The organism is Streptomyces sp. NPDC057877, assembly GCF_042796855.1.
Classification (GTDB): Bacteria; Actinomycetota; Actinomycetes; order Streptomycetales; family Streptomycetaceae; genus Streptomyces.
Genome location: NZ_JBHVMS010000014.1, coordinates 193,289 through 211,745, shown reverse-complemented (window position 1 = coordinate 211,745; position 18,457 = coordinate 193,289). Strand labels below are relative to the sequence as shown.

Here is an 18,457-nt window from a genome sequence, read left to right as displayed (position 1 = left end):
TCATGGTCGGCGAAATGCAGCTGGAACGACGAAACACCGGGCAGAGTCCCGGCGGGCGCCCGGATCTCAGCCGGGAAATTCGGCAACGTCGACAGGTCGTTCCCGAACGACGCCGTCTCCGAGGTGAACCGGTCCCCGGTGAGCTGCATCCCGTCACCCGAGTCCCCCGCGAACCTGATGATCACCCGGTCCAGGCGGCGGACGGTCTTGGCTCCGTCCGCCTTGCGCTGCTCTCCTACGACGGCTCCGTCGGTCTGTTCCGCATGCTCCGCTGGGCTGCTGACCTGGCTGGTCACTGAACTGGACCTCCTTCGAGGCGAGTGTCTGGGAGAGGCCTTCCCACAGACCCTCCCGAATTCAACCCTACGTCCCTTGAGTACGGCTTCCCCTGGTGATCCGCACGAGTCAGGAGCCAAGCGCCCGCGTCCAGATACCGGAATCAGGAGTTCAGATAGGTGAGAACCGCGAGAACGCGCCGGTGATCGCCGTCGCTAGGGGACAGCCCGAGCTTGAGGAAGATGTTGCTGACATGCTTCTCGACCGCTCCGTCACTGACCACCAGCTGGCGGGCGATCGCGGAGTTGGTCCGCCCTTCCGCCATCAGGCCCAGCACCTCGCGCTCGCGCGGGGTGAGCCCCGCGAGCACGTCCTGCTTGCGGGAGCGGCCGAGCAGCTGCGCGACCACCTCGGGGTCGAGCGCCGTACCGCCCCGCGCCACCCGGACCACCGCGTCCACGAACTCCCGGACCTCCGCCACCCGGTCCTTCAGCAGATAGCCGACGCCGTGGCTGGATCCGGCCAGCAGTTCGGTGGCGTAGCGCTCCTCCACGTACTGCGACAGCACCAGCACCCCGAGCCCCGGATGCGCCTTGCGCAGCCGTACGGCGGCCCGTACGCCCTCGTCCGTATGGGTCGGCGGCATCCGTACGTCCGCCACCACCACGTCCGGCAGCGCGCCCTCCGCGTCCAGCTCGGTGATCGTCTTGATCAGGGCCTCCGCGTCACCGACCCCGGCGACGACCTCGTGCCCGCGGTCGGTCAGCAACCGGGTGAGGCCCTCCCGGAGCAGTACCGAGTCCTCCGCGATGACCACCCGCACCCTGTCCTCCACGATCCCTCGGCCCCCCACAGCCTGTTCGGGTCGTACACCCTGTACGACCCGTTCGACAGTCAAGCATTCCAGTCTTCGGGCTCGGGGGCGCCCGGAGTGGGGGAAGAGGGGGTGGAAACGAGTGGGTTCGGGCCGGGGGAGGGGCTGAATCGAACCTGATGGGGGGCGGGGCCCAGCCGCGCCGCCACGCTGTCGTTACGGCGGCTGCCCGGTCACGCGCGTCGCTCTCCGGCGGCTCCTGCCGTCACGCGCGCGCTCTCCGGCGGCTGCCCGGTCACGCGCGCGCTCTCCGGAGGCTCCCCCTTACGGCGGCTCCCGTCGCTACCCGCGCCGCCACGGCAGCTCCGCCGTCACCCGCGTAGGACCGCCCGCCGGGGAGTCGACCACCAGGATGCCGTCCACGGCGTCCAGGCGCTCGGCGAGCCCCGCCAGGCCGGACCCGGCGGTGGTCGCGGCGCCGCCCACGCCGTCGTCGGTGACCTGGAGCATCAGACGGTTCTCGGACCGCCATACGTCCACGGTCGCCCGGGTGGCCCGCGCGTGCTTGCTGATGTTCTGGAGGAGTTCGGAGACGGTGAAGTAGGCGATGCCCTCGATCGCGGGCGCGGGCCGCTCGGACAGGTCCACCTCGACCGTCACCGGCACCGTGCAGCGCGAGGCGACCGAGGAGAGCGCCGCGTCCAGGCCACGGTCGGTGAGGACGGCCGGGTGGATGCCGCGCGCCAGGTCGCGCAGTTCCTGGAGCGCCGTCTTCACCTCGCCGTGCGCCTCGTCCACCATCCGCGCCGCCGCCTGCGGGTCCTCCGCCAGCTTCTCCTTCGCCAGTCCGAGGTCCATCGCCAGGCTGACCAGGCGGGCCTGCGCCCCGTCGTGCAGGTCACGCTCGATGCGGCGCAGATCGGCCGCCGCCGTGTCGACCACGACGCCCCGGTCCGACTCCAGCTCCTCCACCCGCGACGCCAGCCGCGACGGCCCGAGCAGCCCGTGCACCAGCACCCGGTCCACCATCGTCAGCGCCCGCACGATCCAGGGCGTGGCCAGGGTGAACAGCAGCCCGACCCCCGCCGTGACGGTGATCTCGAACGGGTTGTCCAGATAGACGCCGTGCGTCTCGTCGCCGTACAGCTGGAGCCCGTCCTGACCGCCGTACACCGGGAAGAGCCAGAACCACAGCGGGTACGTCAGCATCGCCCAGCCGTAGGTGAAGAAGCTGATCGCGACGGAGAAGGAGAACACCGCCCACGGCAGCCGCACCACGGCGAACAGCAGGTGCCGCCATGACGTGCCGCTCTTGAGGACGGCGCCCATCCACGCCAGCGCGCCCCCGTCGCCCCGCACCCGCACCGGCTCCGGCGCGGCCACGTCGAGCCCGAGCAGCCCGCGCGCCAGCCCCCGCTCCACCGCCCCGAACCCACGGCACCCCGCGAGGCCCGCCGCCAGCACCGGAACGCCGAGGAAGGTCACCAGCAGACCCGCGCCGAGCGCCACCATCGTCACCGCGTAGGTGAACAGCAGCACGGCCATCGGCAGGCTGAGCAGCACATACGCCAGCTCGCGCCAGCTGCGCGCCTCGAACGGCGCCCGCAGGGGAGCGGGGAGCCGGTGGCGGCGGTCGTCGGGCCTGGTCGGGTAGCCGTACTCCTGCCCGTACTCCATGGTGGTCATCCCTGTGGTCCCGTTCTGCTCGTCGGTCGGCCGCGTCGTGCGTCGTGCGTCGTGCGGTGTGTGCCGTGCGGTGTGTGCCCTGTGCCCTGTGCCGTGTGCTGTGTGTTCCAGCTTGCTCGGCCGGGGGAGTGGGGACCATGGAGTCCGTCGGCGTCCTGAACGGGGGGTTTTCCCTACCCCGTCACTGCCGCTGCCGGTCCCGCCAGGGCAGTTCGGCGGTGACGGTGGTCGGCCCGCCCTCCGGCGAGTCGACGACGAACAGCCCGTCCACGGCGCCCAGCCGCTCCGCGAGCCCGCGCATGCCCGTACCGCCGTCGAGGCTCGCCCCGCCGCGGCCGTCGTCGCCGACCTGGATCAGCAGCCGGTCGTCCGTGCGCCACACGTCGACGGAGGCGGACTCCGCGCCGCTGTGCTTGCTGACGTTCTGGAGGAGTTCGGAGACGGTGAAGTAGGCGATGCCCTCGATGGCCTCCGCCGGTCTCGACTCCAGGTCGACCGTCACCTTCACCGGCACCGTGCAGCGCGAGGCGACCGAGGAGAGCGCCGCGTCCAGGCCGCGGTCGGTGAGGACGGCCGGATGGATGCCGCGCGCCAGGTCCCGTAGCTCCTGGAGCGCCAGCTTCACCTCGCCGTGCGCCTCCTCGACCATCGCCGCGACCTGGTCGTCGGCCTGACCGTCCAGCAGCTTCTCCTTGGCCAGGCCCAGCCCCATGGCCAGGTTGACCAGGCGGGCCTGCGCCCCGTCGTGCAGATCGCGTTCGATACGACGCAGATCGGCCGCCGCCGTGTCGACCACGACGCCCCGGTCCGACTCCAGCTCCGCGATCCGCCGCTCCAGCTCGTCGGACGGCGACAGCAGCCCGCGCACCATCGCCCGGTCCGCGTTGGTCAGCCCCCGCGCGATGAACGGCAGTACGGGCCACAGCACGAACAGCGACACCAGCGTGACGGTGAAGGTGAGGATGCCCCACGGCAGCCGGATGAAGTCGTACAGCACGGTCCGCCAGCCCACCGGGTCCTTCAGCGCCATCCACAGCTGTGCGAAGACGCCGTTCTTCGTGCTGCGCAGCGGCAGTGGGCTCGGCTCGTCGATCCGCACCCCGAGCAGCGCCCTGGCCCGGGCCCGCTCCAGCTTGCCCAGTTGCCGCGCACCCATCAGACCCGCCGCGAGCAGCGGGAAACCGATCACCGTGACGGTCAGGAAGGCGCTGGTGAACAGCACCGTCACCGTGTAGACGAACCCGATCAGCGCCATCGGGAAGTTCACCAGGAGATGCGCGATCTCCTTCCAGGTGTGGGCGGCGTAGGCGAACCGGACCGGGGGCGGTCGGTCATCGGCGGCGTACCGGTCGTGGCGCGCGGACGGGAGGCGTTCGGTCATACGGGTTAGCGTGCCGCCTGCCGTGCCCCGGCGCCATGAGGTGGGCCGCCGCGAAGCACCGGGGGATAACCCCACCCCGGCGGCGGCCGGGCCCCCGCCGCGCGTCTCGCCGTCGCTCGATGTGTCTCGCGTGGGTCTCAAGGTGCGACGGGCTGCTTACCGTCTCTTTAACAGGGCCTAGACTCACACCAGGTCACACCGGGCACATGGCAGGGAGCGAGGGTGACGGACGTGCGGGAACCGACCGTCGTACTGGCGGCGGACTACTTCCAGTCGTACTCGGTCGTCGGGCTGCTGGCCGTCGTCGGCATGCTCTTCGTCGCCGTGGCCTTCGGCGCCGGACGGCTGCTGCGGCCCGTGGTCCCCACCCCCGAGAAGCTCCTGACGTACGAATGCGGTGTCGACCCCGTGGGCGAGGGCTGGGCCCACACCCAGGTCCGCTACTACGTCTACGCCTTCCTCTACGTCATCTTCGCGGTCGACTCGATCTTCCTGTTCCCGTGGGCCACGGTCTTCGCCGCCCCCGGCTACGGCGCGACGACCCTCGTGGAGATGTTCCTCTTCCTCGGCTTCCTGGCCGTGGGCCTGCTGTACGCCTACAAGAAGGGCGTTCTGGCATGGACGTGACCCCCTCCACCGAACCGGTGCCGCTCCCCGAACCCAAGCGGCTGGGCGCGCTCTCCCGGCTCGCCCCCGAGCCGATGAAGGTCGTCCTGAACTGGGGCCGCCGCTACTCGCTCTGGGTCTTCAACTTCGGCCTCGCCTGCTGCGCGATCGAGTTCATCGCCGCGTCGATGGCCCGCCACGACTTCATCCGCCTCGGCGTCATCCCCTTCGCGCCGGGCCCGCGGCAGGCCGACCTGATGGTCGTCTCCGGCACGGTCACCGACAAGATGGCGCCCGCCGTGAAGCGCCTCTACGAGCAGATGCCCGAGCCGAAGTACGTCATCTCCTTCGGTGCCTGCTCCAACTGCGGCGGCCCGTACTGGGACTCGTACTCGGTGACGAAGGGCGTCGACCAGATCATCCCCGTCGACGTCTACGTCCCCGGCTGCCCGCCCCGCCCCGAGGCGCTGCTCCAGGGCATCCTCAAGCTCCAGGAGAAGATCGCTCGGGAGTCCCTCAGCGAGCGCTACGGCGACGGCGGCGCCGCCCGTCCCTCGGCGGCGGCACTCCAGAGCGGCCTGGTGCGCGGGCCGGAGGTGCGGGGATGACCATGGTCGGCTGGCTGCCCGCCCCCGCCGAGGAACTCTTCGGTACGGACGCCACGGCCGAGGAGTCCTACGAGGTCCTGACCGTGGACGTCCCGCCCGCCTCCTGGCTCACCGCCCTGCGGACGGCGCGCGACCGGCTCGGCTGCGCCTACTTCGATTGGCTGAGCGCGGTCGACGAGCCCGGCACCGGCTTCCGCGTCGCGGCCCATGTCGTCGCCCTCGAGCCGGTACGGCGCCTGCTGCTGCGCACGACCGTCCCGCACGAGGCACCCGGCCTCCCCTCCGCCGTCGGCGTCTACGCGGGCGCGGCCTGGCACGAACGCGAGACGCACGAGATGTTCGGCGTCACCTTCGAGGGCCACCCGGGCCTCGACCACCTCCTCCTGCCGGAGACCTTCGAGGGCCACCCCCTGCGCAAGGACTTCGTCCTCGCGGCCCGCGTGGCCAAGGCCTGGCCCGGCGCGAAGGAACCGGGGGAGTCGGAGCACGGTGGCCCCAAGCGCCGCCAGATGCTCCCGCCCGGTGTCCCCGACCCCAACGAGTGGGGCCCCCAGAAGGGCCAGCTCCCCCCGGCCCCGGCCCGTCCCGCCCGCGGCACCCGCACCTCCGGCGAACGCCCGCCGCGCCGCACGCGCACGGCGGCGGAGGGGTCGGCGACGCAGGCGGCGACCGGTGGGACCGGCGGAACCGGCGGAACCGGCGGAACCGGCGGAACCGGTGGGACCGGTGGGACTGTGGGGACCGGTGGGGCTGATGTTGCCGGTGGGGCTGGTACTGCCGCAGATGCCGCTGGTGCGTCCGGGCCCGCGCGTCCTCGGCGTTCGCGGAGCGCCAACGAGGGGTCGGCCAGCCAGCGTCCGGGCACCACGGAGGGCGCGGCCACTCCGACCGCTCCGGACGCCCCTTGGCACCACGCCCGTCCGGCCTTCGAGGAACCCGAACCGGAGCCGCAGGGCGCGACACCCAAGGACTCGCCCCCCGAGGCGCCGACGACGACTCCCGAGGCCCCGATGAGTCCTGAGGCCCCGAAGACTCCCGAGGACCCTGTGAGTCCTGAGGCCCCGAAGACTCCCGAGAACCCTGTGAGTCCTGAGGCCCCGAAGACCGCTGAGGACCCCGTGAGTCCTGAGGCCCCGAAGACCGCTGAGGACCCCGTGAGTCCTGAGGCCCCGAAGACCGCTGAAGACTCCGTGAGTCCCGAGGCCCCGAAGACCGCCGAGGACCCCGTAAGTCCCGAGGCCCCGAGAACTGGCGAAGACCCGACGACCCCCGAAGACTCCGCAGGAGGCCCGCAGTGAACGACGCGCTGGACGTCGCCCTGCGACTCCTGGTCGTCTTCGGCGTCTTCCTCACCTTCCCCCTGCTCATCGGCCAGACCGAGCACAAGGTCATGGCCCATATGCAGGGCCGCCTCGGACCGATGTACGCGGGCGGCTTCCACGGCTGGGCCCAGCTCATCGCGGACGGGGTGAAGTTCGCGCAGAAGGAGGACGTCGTCCCGGCGGGCGCGGACCGCCGTATCTTCCAACTCGCTCCCGCCGTCGCCCTCCTGCCGTACCTCCTCGTCCTGCTCGCCATCCCGATCGGCCCGGGCGAGGGCGCCGTCGGTGAGGTCATCGACGCGGGCATCTTCTTCGTCCTGGCCGTGATGGGCGTCGGCGTCCTCGGTTCCCTCATGGCCGGGTGGGCTTCCGCCAACAAGTTCTCCCTCCTCGGCGGCCTGCGCACCGCCGCCCAGTTGCTCGCCTACGAACTGCCGATGCTGCTCGCCGCCGCCTCGGTGGCCATGGCGGCGGGCACGGTCTCCCTCCCCGGCATCCTCGACGCCTTCGAGTGGTGGTGGCTTCCCTGGCAGATCGTCGGCGCGATCGTCTTCTTCGTCGCCGGTCTCGCTGAACTCCAGCGCCCGCCGTTCGACATGCCGGTGGCCGACTCGGAGATCATCTTCGGTGCGTACACCGAGTACACCGGTCTGCGCTTCGCCCTCTTCCTCCTCGCCGAGTACGCCGGGATCGTCATCCTCTGCGGCCTGACCACCGTCCTGTTCCTGGGCGGCTGGCACGGCCCCTGGGGTGCCGACGGCCTCGGCTGGGTCTGGACCCTGCTCAAGGCGGCCGTCCTCGCCTTCCTGGTCATCTGGCTCCGCGTCACCTACCCCCGCCTGCGCGAGGACCAGCTCCAGAAGCTGTCCTGGACCCTCCTCGTCCCCCTCTCCCTCGCCCAGATCGCCCTCACCGGCGTCGTCAAGGTGGTGATCTCCTGATGGCCCCCGTTCCGGGCACCGGCCTCGCCAAGGGCCTGGCCGTCACCCTCCGCACGATGACCCGCAGGTCGGTCACCGAGCAGTACCCCGACGCCCAGCCCGACCTCCCGCCCCGCACCCGCGGAGTGATCGGCCTGTTCGAGGAGAACTGCACGGTCTGCATGCTCTGCGCCCGTGAGTGCCCCGACTGGTGCATCTACATCGACTCCCACAAGGAGACGATCCCGGCGGCCACCCCCGGCGGCCGTGAGCGCAGCCGCAACGTCCTCGACCGCTTCGCCATCGACTTCTCCCTGTGCATGTACTGCGGTATCTGCATCGAGGTCTGTCCTTTCGACGCGCTGTTCTGGTCCCCCGAGTTCGAGTACGCCGAGACCGACATCCGCGACCTCACCCACGAGCGCGACAAGCTCCGCGAGTGGATGTGGACGGTCCCCGCGCCCCCCGCCCTCGACCCCGCGGCGGAGGAGCCCAAGGAGATCGCCGCCGCCCGCAAGACCGCCGAGAAGCTCGCGGCCCAGCAGGAAGCCGAGTCCACCGCGGACCCGGACGGGAAGCCGGGGTCCGGCACGGGCACGGCCTCCGCCTCGACCCCCCACGCCGACGAGCAGGCCCGCGCCGCCGAAGGCCCCACCCGCGCCGCGGGTGACTCCAAGCAGCAGACCGACCAGCCACGCCAGGAGGGCCGGGAATGACCCTCGCCGCCACCGTCGGCCGCCTGACCGCCGACTCCACGGCCCTGGCCGCCACCGAGACCCGGGGCTTCCTGTCCCCGACCGGTGTCGAGGTCGCCTTCCTCCTCGTCGGCCTGGTCACCCTCGGCGCCGCGATCGTCACCGTGACCACCCGGCAACTGGTGCACGCCGCCCTCTGGCTGGTGGTGGCCCTCGGCGGCCTCGCCGTCGAGTACCTCCTGCTCACCGCCGAGTTCATCGCCTGGGTGCAGGTCCTCATCTACGTCGGTTCCGTCGTCGTCCTCCTCCTCTTCGGTCTGATGCTCACCAAGGCCCCCATCGGCCGCTCCCCGGACGCCGACTCCGGCAACCGCTGGGCCGCCCTCACGGTGGCCGTCGCCGCGGCCGCCGCCCTGGTCTGGGTCGTCGTCGACGCCTTCCGCACGACCTGGATCGACCTGGACGGCCCCGCCGCCGGTACCACCGCCGTCACCGGAGCGAGCCTCTTCCAGAACTGGGTCCTCCCCTTCGAGGCCCTCTCCGTCCTCCTCCTCGCCGCCCTGGTCGGCGCGATCGTCCTGTCCCGCAAGGCGAAGGCCGACGCCACGTCCGCGGCCGACGAGAAGGAAGGCGCCCGCTGATGCACCTCGCCTATCCCGCCGTACTCTCCGCCCTCCTGTTCTGCACGGGCCTGTACGGAGTCCTCGCGCGCCGCAACGCGATCCTGGTCCTGATGTCGGTCGAGCTGATGCTCAACGCCGTCAACCTGAACCTCGTCGCCTTCGACGTCTGGCTCAGCAGGACCGCCGAGGAGACCCTGCACTCCGGCCAGGCACTGACCCTGTTCACCATCGCCATCGCCGCCGCGGAGATCGGCATCGGCCTGGCGATCGTCCTCGCCGTGTACCGCAACCGCGGCACCTCGGACATCGACAAGCTCCGCGACACCGCCGAAGGCGGCGGGACCGACGGCCCCGACAGCGACGCCCGCACGGCAGAGCGGTCCGCGCGGGCCGAGAAGGCTGAGGCCACCGCGTGACCACGACCACCCTCGCCGTCCTCGTCCCCCTCCTTCCCTTCCTCGGTGCCGCGGCCGGACTGCTCCTCGGCCGCACCGCCCCCGGCTTCGTCCGCCCGCTGGCCGTCCTGCCGACCGTCACCTCGCTCGTCCTCGCCGTGGTGGTCGCCGTGCGCCAGGGCGGTGACCGCGCCGTCGACGCCGCCACCGAGCTGACCCCCACCGGCTCGGTCCCGATCGAACTCGCCCTGCACATCGACGGCTTCGCCGCCCTCGTCGCCCTACTCGTCGGCCTCGTCGCCTCCTGTGTGCAGATCTACTCGACCGGCTACCTCCGCGACGACCCGCGCTACCCCTCCTACGCCGCTCTCGTCTCCCTGTTCACCTCCGCCATGCTGCTGGTCGTCTACTCAGGCGACCTGATGGTCCTGCTGGTCGGCTGGGAAGTCATGGGCATCTGCTCCTACTTCCTCGTCGGCCACTACTGGGAGACCCCGGAGGCCCGCGCCGCCTCCCTCAAGGCCTTCCTGGTGACCAAGCTCGGTGACGTCCCCTTCCTGATCGGCCTGTTCGCGCTGGCCACCGACGCCGGGTCGTTCCGCGTCACCCGGGTCCTCGACACCGTGGCCAACGGCGGACTCGACCACCCCACCCTGATCGCCCTGCTGCTCCTGGCGGGCGTGGCGGGCAAGTCGGCGCAGTTCCCGCTGCACACCTGGCTCCCCGACGCGATGGCGGGCCCCACGCCCGTCTCCGCGCTGATCCACGCCGCGACGATGGTCGCCGCCGGTGTCTACTTCGTCGCCCGGCTCCTTCCGGTCTTCGAGGCGTCGACGGCGGCGATGGTCGTGCTCGCCGTCATGGCCGCGATTACGATGGTCGGTTCGGCGCTCGCCGCACTCGCCCAGGACGACATCAAGCGCGTCCTCGCCTACTCGACGATCGGTCAGCTCGCCTATATGACGGGCGCCCTGGCCGTCGCCGACCGGTCGGCCGCCGTCTTCCACCTCCTCTCCCACGGCGCCTTCAAGGCGCTGCTGTTCCTCGCGGCCGGCGTGATCATCCACGCGGCCGGCACCAACTCGCTCGCCGCCATGTCCCGCATGCGGAACCTGCGCGACCGCGTCCCCGACGCCTACTGGACGATGACCGTGGCGCTGCTCGCGCTCGCCGCGATCCCGCCGTTCAGCGGCTTCTTCTCCAAGGAGTCCGTCCTCGGCGCCGCCGAACACGTCTCCACCGGCCACACCGAGCACGCCCCCGGCGCCGCGGGCTGGATCGTCCTCGTCGCCGGACTGCTCACGGCCCTGCTCACCGCCGCCTACGCCACCCGGCTGTGGCTGCTCGCCTTCCGCGGCCACGGCACCGAGGCCCCCGACCACGGACGCCAGCCCCTGACCATGACCGCGGTGCTGTGGGTGCTCGCCGTGCCGTCGCTCACCCTGGGCGGACTCGCCTACCGCACGCTCCCCGACTGGTTCGACGGAGGCGACCTGGCACCGACCCTCACCACCTCCGTACTCGGTACGGGGGTGGCCCTGGTCGGCGGCATCGTCACCTACGCCGCCTGGCGGCACACCACCGCGCTCACGGTCCGCGCGCCGCTCGGCGCGGTCGCCGCCCATCCGGAGGGCGACGCCGGACTGGTGGAGTCCGAGGCCATCGCCAGCCACGCACCCGCCTACGGCGATGTGGCCTCGGCCCCCGACCCGGCGGACCCCGGACGCCTGCTGCTCGGCCCGCTGCACCGCCACGCGGCCGTCGGCTTCCACCTGGACGCCGTGTACACGGCCCTGTTCGTCCGGCCGACGCGGGGCGCGGCCAGCCTCGTCCGGTTCCTGGACCGTGAGGTCGTCGACACCTACGTACGAGGCGCGGGCGCCCTGCCCCGCCTGCTGGGCGCGGCCGTCCGCCGGGCCCAGACCGGCAATGTGCAGACCTATGTGAGCGCGCTGCTCGCCGGCACCGTCGTCCTCGCGGTCGCCGTCGTCCTCGTCGCCACGGGAGCGTGAGCAGGCGTGATCGATATCAGCGAGTCCGTGATGCAGTTCCTTCTGGCGTTCATCGTGGTCGGCCCGCTCCTCGGCGCCGCCGCCGCTCTCCTGCCCGCCCCGCCCGGACTGAAGGGGAAGTCACCCGAGCAGGCGGTGCTGCGGCACGGCGTGACCGTCACCGGGGCGGTCCTCATCGCCGCGATCGTCCTCACGCTCGGCTTCGACCATGACCAGCCGTCGAAGATGCAGGCCACGACGGACATCAGCTGGATCCCCGCACTCGACGTGCGGATCCACCTCGGCGTCGACGGCATCTCCCTCCCCCTTCTGGTCCTGACCGCGCTGCTGACCTTCCTCTGCGCGCTCTACTCCTACTGCAAGATGCCCGCGGGCCCGTCCTCGAAGGCCTTCGTACCGCTGCTGCTCGTCCTGGAGTCCGGCACCCTCGCCACCTTCGCCGTCCTCGACCTGCTGCTGTTCTTCCTCGCCTTCGAGATGGTCCTGATCCCGATGTACTTCCTCATCGCCCGCTGGGGCGGCGAGGGCCGGGCCGAGGCCGCCTGGAAGTTCATCCTCTACACGCTGCTCGGCTCCGTGGTCATGCTGCTCGGCCTGCTGCTGATCGGACTCAACGCGGGCACATTCGACATGATGGCACTCGCCACTGACAACGGCCGGTCGCTGAGCACATCCGTGCAGGTCACCGCCGTTCTGGCGATCGGTCTCGGGCTCGCGGTGAAGACGCCGATGTGGCCGTTGCACAGCTGGCTGCCCGACGCCCACACCGCCGCGCCGACCGTGGGCTCGGTCCTGCTGGCGGGTGTCTTGCTGAAGATGGGAACGTACGGTTTCATCCGCATCCTCCTCCCGGTTGCGCCGGAGGGTTTCCGCACCTTCGCGCCGTATCTCGCCGCCTTCGCGGTCGTCGGCATCATCTACGGCTCCCTGGCCTGCCTGGCCCTCGCCAGGCGCGGAGCGAAGGGCGACCTCAAACGCCTGATCGCCTACTCGTCCGTCGGCCACATGGGCTTCGTCCTGCTCGGCATCGCCACCATGACCCCGACCGGCGTCAACGGCGCCCTGTTCGCCAACATCGCCCACGGCCTCATCACCGGTCTGCTGTTCTTCCTCGTCGGCGCGCTGAAGGACCGCACGGGCACCACCGACCTCGACACCCTCGCCGACCGGACCGGCGCCGCGCTCTACGGCAGGGCACCCCGCTTCGGCGGCCTGCTCGCCTTCTCCGCCGTCGCCTCGCTCGGCCTGCCCGGCCTCGCCGGGTTCTGGGGCGAGATGCTGGCGCTGTTCGGCGCCTTCCGGCCCGCCGCCGACCTCAGCCGCCCCGCCTTCCTCACCTTCATGGCGATCGGCGCGTTCGGCACCCTGCTCACCGCCGCCTACCTGCTCATCGTGGTCCGCCGCGTCTGCATGGGCGCCATGGAGCAGGAGACGCCGAAACTCGCCGACGTCCAGCGCTACGAGTACGCGGCCTGGGCCCCGCTCGTCGCCCTCACCGTCGTCGCCGGGCTGTGGCCCAAGACCCTCCTCGGCCTGACCGACCCGGCCGTGCAGCAGCTCCTCGCAGGAGGCACCCGATGAGCCTTCCGGCCCAGTCCGCGGCCGACCCGTCCCTGGCGGCCGAGTCCGTGGTGCAGTCCGTCGACTGGCTCGCCATCGCGCCGCCCACCATCGCCGCCGTGGTCGCCGTCGCCGTGCTCATCGCCGACCTCTTCGTCGCCGACTCCAGGAAGGCCCTGCTGGGCTGGATCTCGGTCGCGGGCCTGGCCGCGTCCACCCTGATGCTGCTGCCGATCCTGGACGGCGACCGCTCCACCTTCTGCCTGACCGGCGACGCGGACGTGTGCAGCTACACGGCGGACCGCTTCACCCTCGTCATCCAGTTCCTGGTCCTCGGCGGCGCCCTCCTCACCGCGCTGCTGTCGGTGACCGCGCTGAAGGACGCCCGCAAGGGACTCCCCGAAGGGGAGTTCTGGTTCCTGCTGCTCTCCTCCGCCGCCGGCGCCGCCCTGCTGCCCGCCTCCCGCGACCTCGCCACCCTGATCGTCGCCCTGGAGGTCGCCTCCCTGCCCGCCTTCGCCCTCGTCGGCCTCCGGCACGGCGACAAGAGGTCCTCCGAAGCGGCCCTGAAGTTCTTCCTGTCCTCGGTCACCGCGACCGCGGTCAGCCTCATGGGCGTCAGCTTCGTCTACGCCGCCACCGGCACGCTCCACCTCACCCGCATCGCCGAGCGCATCCAGGACGTCGACGGGCAACTGCACACCCTCGCCCAGACCGGCGTCGTCCTCACCCTCATCGGCTTCGCCTTCAAGACCGCCGCCGTGCCCTTCCACTTCTGGGTGCCCGACACCTACGTCGGCGCCCCCCTGCCGGTCGCCGCCTATCTGTCGGTCGTCGGCAAGGCCGTCGGCTTCACCGGCCTGATCCTCGTCACGGTCGTCGCCCTCCCGTCGTACGCCGACGTCTGGGGCCCCGCCCTCGCCGCGCTGGCCGCCCTCACCATGACCGTCGGCAACGTCGGCGCCCTCCGCCAGCAGGGCACGCGCGCGTACAGCGCGGTACGCCTGCTCGCCTGGTCCTCCGTCGGCCAGGCCGGGTACCTCCTCGTACCGATCGCCGCCGCCGCGTACTCCGACGACGCCGAGCGGTCCATCGGCTCCACGGTCGCCTACGCCCTGATGTACGCCGCCGTGAACCTCGGCGCCTTCGCGGTGGCCGCACTGGTCGGCCGTACGAGATCCCTCAACCGCGTCTCGGACTACCGCGGCCTGTACGCCACGAACCCGCTCACCGCGCTCCTCCTGGCCTTCTTCCTGCTCTGCCTCGCCGGGCTGCCGCCGGGCATCATCGGCCTGTTCGCCAAGGTCGTCGTCTTCTCCGCGGCCGTCGACGCGGGCCTCGGCTGGCTGGCCGTCGTCATGGCCGCCAACGTCGTGATCGCGCTGTTCTACTACCTCCAGTGGACGGCACTGATCTTCCGCGCGCCCGAGGGACGGCCCGAGAAGCACCTCGTCCCCGCACCCCTCACCGCGGCGATCGCCCTGACCGCCGTCGTCGGCATCGGACTGTCCGGAGCGCCCCAGTTGGTCCTGCGCTTCGCCGACACCGGCCTGTTCTGACGGGGCCCGCCCAGCCGTCCGTATCCGCCGGTCACCCGGACGGCTCACAGGCGCCGCCGGACGCACAAGGGAACTAGTCCTTCTCGCCTGGCGTTGACCAGAACGGGAGGGTCCACTGGACGTGGCACCACGCACCAGCGGATTCACAGATCACAGAGCAGATCACCAAGAAGAGCACCAAGCAGATCCAAGCAATGGGTTCCCCTGCCGCACCACTTGGAGGGCGTACCGTGCACCGCCGGCACAACGGGCTCAGGACCGCAGTCCTCCTCGGGGGACTGTCCGCAATCATCATCGTCATCGGCAGCTTCTTCGGCCGCATGGGGCTCGTCGTCGCGGTCCTGATCGCCCTGGGCACGAACGCGTACGCGTACTGGAACAGCGACAAGCTCGCCCTGCGCGCGATGCGCGCCCGCCCGGTCAGCGAGTTCGAGGCCCCCGCGCTGTACCGCATGGTGCGTGACCTCTCCACCCAGGCCCGTCAGCCGATGCCCCGTCTGTACATCTCCCCGACGGAGGCACCCAACGCCTTCGCGACCGGGCGCAACCCGCGCAACGCGGCGGTGTGCTGCACGGAAGGCATCCTGCGCATCCTCGACGAACGCGAACTGCGCGGCGTGATCGGGCACGAGCTGAGCCATGTCTACAACCGCGACATCCTGATCTCGTCGGTCGCGGGCGCTCTCGCCTCCGTGATCATGTTCCTGGTCAACTTCGCCTGGCTGATCCCGATCGGCCGCTCCGACGACGATGACGGCCCCGGCCTCCTCGGCATGCTGCTGATCATGATCCTGGGCCCGCTCGCCGCCACCCTCATCCAACTGGCCATCAGCCGCTCCAGGGAGTACGAGGCCGACGCCTCCGGCGCCCAGCTCACCGGCGACCCGCTCGCCCTGGCCAGCGCCCTGCGCAAGCTGGAGGCGGGCACCAAGCAGCTGCCGCTGCCCCCGGAGCCCCGCATCGAGACCGCCAGCCACATGATGATCGCCAACCCCTTCCGGCCAGGTCAGGGGCTGTCCAAGATGTTCTCCACCCACCCGCCCATGGCGGAACGCATCTCCCGCCTCGAGCAGATGGCAGGTCGTAGCTGATGAAGACCATCCTCAACATCATCTGGCTCGTCCTGAGCGGCTTCTGGCTGTTCCTGGCCTATCTGCTCGCGGGCGTGCTGCTCTGCATCACGATCATCGGCATCCCGTTCGGCATCGCGGCCTTCCGTATCGGCGTCTACGCCCTGTGGCCCTTCGGGTACACCACCGTCGAGCGCCGCGACGCGGGCGCCCCGTCCTGCGTCGGCAACGTCCTGTGGCTGGTCCTCGCGGGCTGGTGGCTGGCCCTCGGCCACATCGCCACCGGCATCGTCCTGTGCGTCACGATCATCGGCATCCCCCTGGGCATCGCCAACTTCAAGCTGATCCCGGTCTCGTTGCTGCCGCTGGGCCGCGAGATCGTCCGCACGGACCAGCCCTTCACGAACCAGTCCTTCAGCGCCCGCTGACGGCGCCCGACGGGAGCCGACAGGCGGCCGAGGAGCGGTCGAGGGGCGCCGAGTTGTCCACAGGCGGCAGGTTTTCCACAGGCTCGCTCGATTGTCAGTGGTGCCTTGCATCATGAACCCATGACCGAGAACGAGCAGTTGCTGACCCGGGTGGCGGACAAGGCCCGCAACACCCGCCCGTGGGGCTGGGCTTCACTGCCGGAGCCCGTGGCCGCCGACGCGGTGGCCCGCGCCGAGGCGGCCCTCGGCTTCGAACTGCCCCCGCTGCTGGCCGCTCTCTACCTCCGGATAGGAGACGGCGGCTTCGGCCCGGAATACGGTCTGCTGCCCCTGCTCGACAGCCCGCCCTCCGGCGAACCCGCCGCCGTCGCGCAGTACCTCGCCCGCCGCGACAGCGGCCGCAAGGACCCCGACTGGCCCTGGCCCGAAGGCGTCCTGCCGATATCCCACTGGGGCTGCGCCATGTACGCGTGCGTGGACTGCCGCACCCCGCAGGCACCGGTCCTGCTCTTCGAGCCGAACCCCGGCGACGCCGACCACGCCTGGTTCATCGACGCCCCGAGCCTGACGGACTGGCTCCAAGCCTGGGTCGACGGCACGGGCTGGTACGAGGAGACGAACGACGGCATGGACATGGAACCGTGGCCCGACTTCCGCATACGCACGGCGGGACCGTCAGCGGCCTAGCCACCACTGCGGCACCGGGTCGCTCAGCCGGCGCCACCGCATCGGCCGCTCCTCGGCAGCCACCCCGTCACGGCCGCCCGGCAGCCGCCGCGCTCACCCGCGCCCGGCAACCCACCGCCGCACGCCGTACGCGACCACGCCCACCGCCAACACCCCGGCCCCGACCAGCACCGAAACCCCCGGCAACGACACCGCCAGGACCACACACCCGAGCAGCCCCACCGCCGGAACCACCCGCGCCGCAGGCGACCGGTCCAGGGTCCACGCGGAGGCGTTGGCCACCGCGTAGTACGCCAGCACACCGAAGGAGGAGAAACCGATCGCGCCGCGCACGTCCACCGTGGCGGCCAGCACCGCGACCACCACGCCCACGGCGAGTTCCGCCCGGTGCGGCACCTGGAAGCGGGGATGCACGGCCGCCAGGGCGCCGGGCAGATGACGGTCCCGTGCCATGGCCAGCGTGGTGCGGGAGACGCCCAGGATCAGGGCGAGCAGCGAGCCCAGCGCGGCCACGGCGGCGCCCACCCGCACCACCGGCGCCAGCTCCGGCACACCGGCGGCCCGCACCGCGTCGGCGAGCGGCGCGGCGGCTTGGCCCAGTTCGTCCGTCCCCAGCACCGAGAGGACGGCGACGGCCACGCACGCGTACACCACCAGCGTGATCCCGAGCGCCAGCGGGATCGCGCGGGGGATGGTGCGCGCGGGGTCCCGCACCTCTTCACCGAGGGTGGCGATCCGCGCGTACCCGGCGAAGGCGAAGAAGAGGAGCCCGGCGGCCTGGAGCACGCCGCCCACACCGTCCGAGGCCCCGATGTCCAGCCGCCCGGCGTCCGAGGCCCCGGAGCCCAGAGAGGCCACGACCACGGAAGCGAGGACAGCCAGGACGACGGCGACGATCGCCCGCGTCAGCCAGGCGGACTTCTGGATGCCGCCGTAGTTCACCGCGGTCAGCGCCACCACGGCCGCGACCGCCACCGCGTGCGCCTGCTCCGGCCAGACGTAGGCGCCCACGGTGAGCGCCATGGCCGCACAGGAGGCGGTCTTCCCGACGACGAACGACCAGCCCGCGAGGTAACCCCAGAAGTCCCCGAGCCGCTCACGCCCGTACACGTAGGTGCCGCCCGACGCCGGGTAGCGGGCGGCGAGCCGCGCTGAGGACATGGCGTTGCAGTAGGCGATGACAGCGGCGACCGCGAGGCCGAGCAGCAGCCCGGTCCCGGCGGCGTCAGCCGCGGGCGCCAGCGCGGCGAAGATTCCGGCACCGATCATCGAGCCGAGCCCGATGACCACGGCGTCACCGACGCCCAGGGTGCGCCGCAGTTCAGCGCTGGACTGTGTCATGCGGCGCACTCTACTGAGCGCCGCAACCGCGGGATGCAGGGGCGCCGTCCTGGACATCAACACGGCACCAACACAGTACGAACGCGCACTCGGCAAGGGCCGAGCCGCCCACCCCGTCGGGCACGGAAAGACAGCCCGATCAAGGTGCGGGCACAGCACGGAAGGGCAGGTTCACGGCATGAGCATCGTCAGTTGGATCATCCTGGGACTGTTGGCCGGAGCGATCGCCAAGTTCCTGTTGCCGGGCCGCGACCCGGGCGGCCTCGTGGGCACCACCCTCATCGGCGTCGCGGGCGCCTTCATAGGCGGGTGGATCTCGGCCCGTTGGCTGGACCACCCGATCAGCAAGGACTTCTACGACGGCGCCACCTGGGCGGCGGCGATAGGCGGCTCGTTCGTCCTCCTGGTGGCCTACCGACTGCTGTTCGGCAACTCACGGGACTGACGCACCGGGCACCACCCACACGGCAGAGG

Annotated in this window: 18 protein-coding genes and 1 pseudogene; 14 read left to right on the top strand and 5 right to left on the bottom strand. The window is 71.4% G+C overall.

The genetic code is table 11. The annotated features are described in order from the left end of the window. The 4 genes and pseudogenes from ACFVQG_RS35505 to ACFVQG_RS35490 form a co-directional block, all read right to left on the bottom strand. Positions 1-296, bottom strand: a pseudogene (locus tag ACFVQG_RS35505) (2-oxoglutarate ferredoxin oxidoreductase subunit alpha); the annotation flags it as partial. 143 nt (positions 297-439) lie between these two features. After that, positions 440-1,111: a LuxR C-terminal-related transcriptional regulator gene (locus ACFVQG_RS35500; protein ID WP_383391768.1), complete on the bottom strand. Its 672-nt coding sequence runs from the start codon at positions 1,109-1,111 to the stop codon at positions 440-442. A 321-nt stretch (positions 1,112-1,432) separates the two neighbouring features. Next, positions 1,433-2,776 (bottom strand): sensor histidine kinase, encoded by a 1,344-nt coding sequence (locus ACFVQG_RS35495; RefSeq protein WP_383391766.1) that lies wholly within the window; start codon positions 2,774-2,776, stop codon positions 1,433-1,435. Between the two features lie 181 nt (positions 2,777-2,957). After that, positions 2,958-4,157 (bottom strand): sensor histidine kinase, encoded by a 1,200-nt coding sequence (locus tag ACFVQG_RS35490; RefSeq protein WP_383391763.1) that lies wholly within the window; start codon positions 4,155-4,157, stop codon positions 2,958-2,960. A gap of 231 nt (positions 4,158-4,388) precedes the next feature. Between ACFVQG_RS35490 and ACFVQG_RS35485 the strand changes: the two genes are divergently transcribed. The 13 genes from ACFVQG_RS35485 to ACFVQG_RS35425 all read left to right on the top strand — a co-directional run bounded on the left by ACFVQG_RS35485 (position 4,389) and on the right by ACFVQG_RS35425 (position 16,642). After that, complete coding sequence (locus tag ACFVQG_RS35485; RefSeq protein ID WP_383391793.1) at positions 4,389-4,784, top strand: NADH-quinone oxidoreductase subunit A; 396 nt, start codon at positions 4,389-4,391, stop codon at positions 4,782-4,784. Beyond that, the gene (locus ACFVQG_RS35480) at positions 4,775-5,371 is read left to right on the top strand and encodes an NADH-quinone oxidoreductase subunit B (protein ID WP_383391760.1); all 597 of its coding nucleotides are present in this window, start codon (positions 4,775-4,777) and stop codon (positions 5,369-5,371) included. Before ACFVQG_RS35485 ends, ACFVQG_RS35480 begins: the two co-directional genes overlap by 10 nt. Continuing rightward, complete coding sequence (locus tag ACFVQG_RS35475) at positions 5,368-6,669, top strand: NADH-quinone oxidoreductase subunit C (protein ID WP_383391757.1); 1,302 nt, start codon at positions 5,368-5,370, stop codon at positions 6,667-6,669. Before ACFVQG_RS35480 ends, ACFVQG_RS35475 begins: the two co-directional genes overlap by 4 nt. Beyond that, positions 6,666-7,634, top strand: a complete 969-nt coding sequence (locus tag ACFVQG_RS35470; protein WP_383391755.1) for an NADH-quinone oxidoreductase subunit H — start codon at positions 6,666-6,668, stop codon at positions 7,632-7,634. Before ACFVQG_RS35475 ends, ACFVQG_RS35470 begins: the two co-directional genes overlap by 4 nt. Next, on the top strand, positions 7,634-8,329 hold the full coding sequence (locus tag ACFVQG_RS35465; RefSeq protein ID WP_383391752.1) for a NuoI/complex I 23 kDa subunit family protein: 696 nt from the start codon (positions 7,634-7,636) through the stop codon (positions 8,327-8,329). Before ACFVQG_RS35470 ends, ACFVQG_RS35465 begins: the two co-directional genes overlap by 1 nt. Beyond that, positions 8,326-8,949, top strand: a complete 624-nt coding sequence (locus tag ACFVQG_RS35460) for an NADH-quinone oxidoreductase subunit J (RefSeq protein WP_383391751.1) — start codon at positions 8,326-8,328, stop codon at positions 8,947-8,949. Before ACFVQG_RS35465 ends, ACFVQG_RS35460 begins: the two co-directional genes overlap by 4 nt. Next, positions 8,949-9,347, top strand: coding sequence for an NADH-quinone oxidoreductase subunit NuoK (gene nuoK, locus ACFVQG_RS35455; protein WP_383391748.1), 399 nt, complete (start codon positions 8,949-8,951; stop codon positions 9,345-9,347). Before ACFVQG_RS35460 ends, nuoK begins: the two co-directional genes overlap by 1 nt. After that, positions 9,344-11,338 (top strand): NADH-quinone oxidoreductase subunit L, encoded by a 1,995-nt coding sequence (locus tag ACFVQG_RS35450; protein ID WP_383391745.1) that lies wholly within the window; start codon positions 9,344-9,346, stop codon positions 11,336-11,338. The genes nuoK and ACFVQG_RS35450 overlap by 4 nt, the downstream gene beginning before the upstream one ends. A 6-nt stretch (positions 11,339-11,344) precedes the next feature. Beyond that, on the top strand, positions 11,345-12,919 hold the full coding sequence (locus ACFVQG_RS35445; protein ID WP_383391742.1) for a NuoM family protein: 1,575 nt from the start codon (positions 11,345-11,347) through the stop codon (positions 12,917-12,919). Next, entirely contained in the window at positions 12,916-14,457 is a 1,542-nt protein-coding gene (locus ACFVQG_RS35440; RefSeq protein ID WP_383391740.1) for an NADH-quinone oxidoreductase subunit N, read from the top strand. The genes ACFVQG_RS35445 and ACFVQG_RS35440 overlap by 4 nt, the downstream gene beginning before the upstream one ends. Before the next feature lie 230 nt (positions 14,458-14,687). After that, a complete protein-coding gene (gene htpX, locus ACFVQG_RS35435) occupies positions 14,688-15,548 on the top strand; it encodes a zinc metalloprotease HtpX (protein WP_383391737.1) in 861 nt (286 codons plus the stop codon). Then, the gene (locus tag ACFVQG_RS35430; RefSeq protein WP_383391734.1) at positions 15,548-15,955 is read left to right on the top strand and encodes a YccF domain-containing protein; all 408 of its coding nucleotides are present in this window, start codon (positions 15,548-15,550) and stop codon (positions 15,953-15,955) included. Before htpX ends, ACFVQG_RS35430 begins: the two co-directional genes overlap by 1 nt. A gap of 120 nt (positions 15,956-16,075) precedes the next feature. After that, positions 16,076-16,642, top strand: a complete 567-nt coding sequence (locus tag ACFVQG_RS35425) for an SMI1/KNR4 family protein (protein ID WP_383391731.1) — start codon at positions 16,076-16,078, stop codon at positions 16,640-16,642. A gap of 93 nt (positions 16,643-16,735) precedes the next feature. On the opposite strand, the gene ACFVQG_RS35420 is transcribed toward ACFVQG_RS35425, so the two are convergent. After that, positions 16,736-17,983, bottom strand: a complete 1,248-nt coding sequence (locus tag ACFVQG_RS35420) for an APC family permease (protein WP_383391728.1) — start codon at positions 17,981-17,983, stop codon at positions 16,736-16,738. 178 nt (positions 17,984-18,161) lie between these two features. Between ACFVQG_RS35420 and ACFVQG_RS35415 the strand changes: the two genes are divergently transcribed. Continuing rightward, positions 18,162-18,428: a GlsB/YeaQ/YmgE family stress response membrane protein gene (locus ACFVQG_RS35415; RefSeq protein ID WP_383391725.1), complete on the top strand. Its 267-nt coding sequence runs from the start codon at positions 18,162-18,164 to the stop codon at positions 18,426-18,428. The last annotated feature ends 29 nt before the right edge of the window (positions 18,429-18,457 follow it).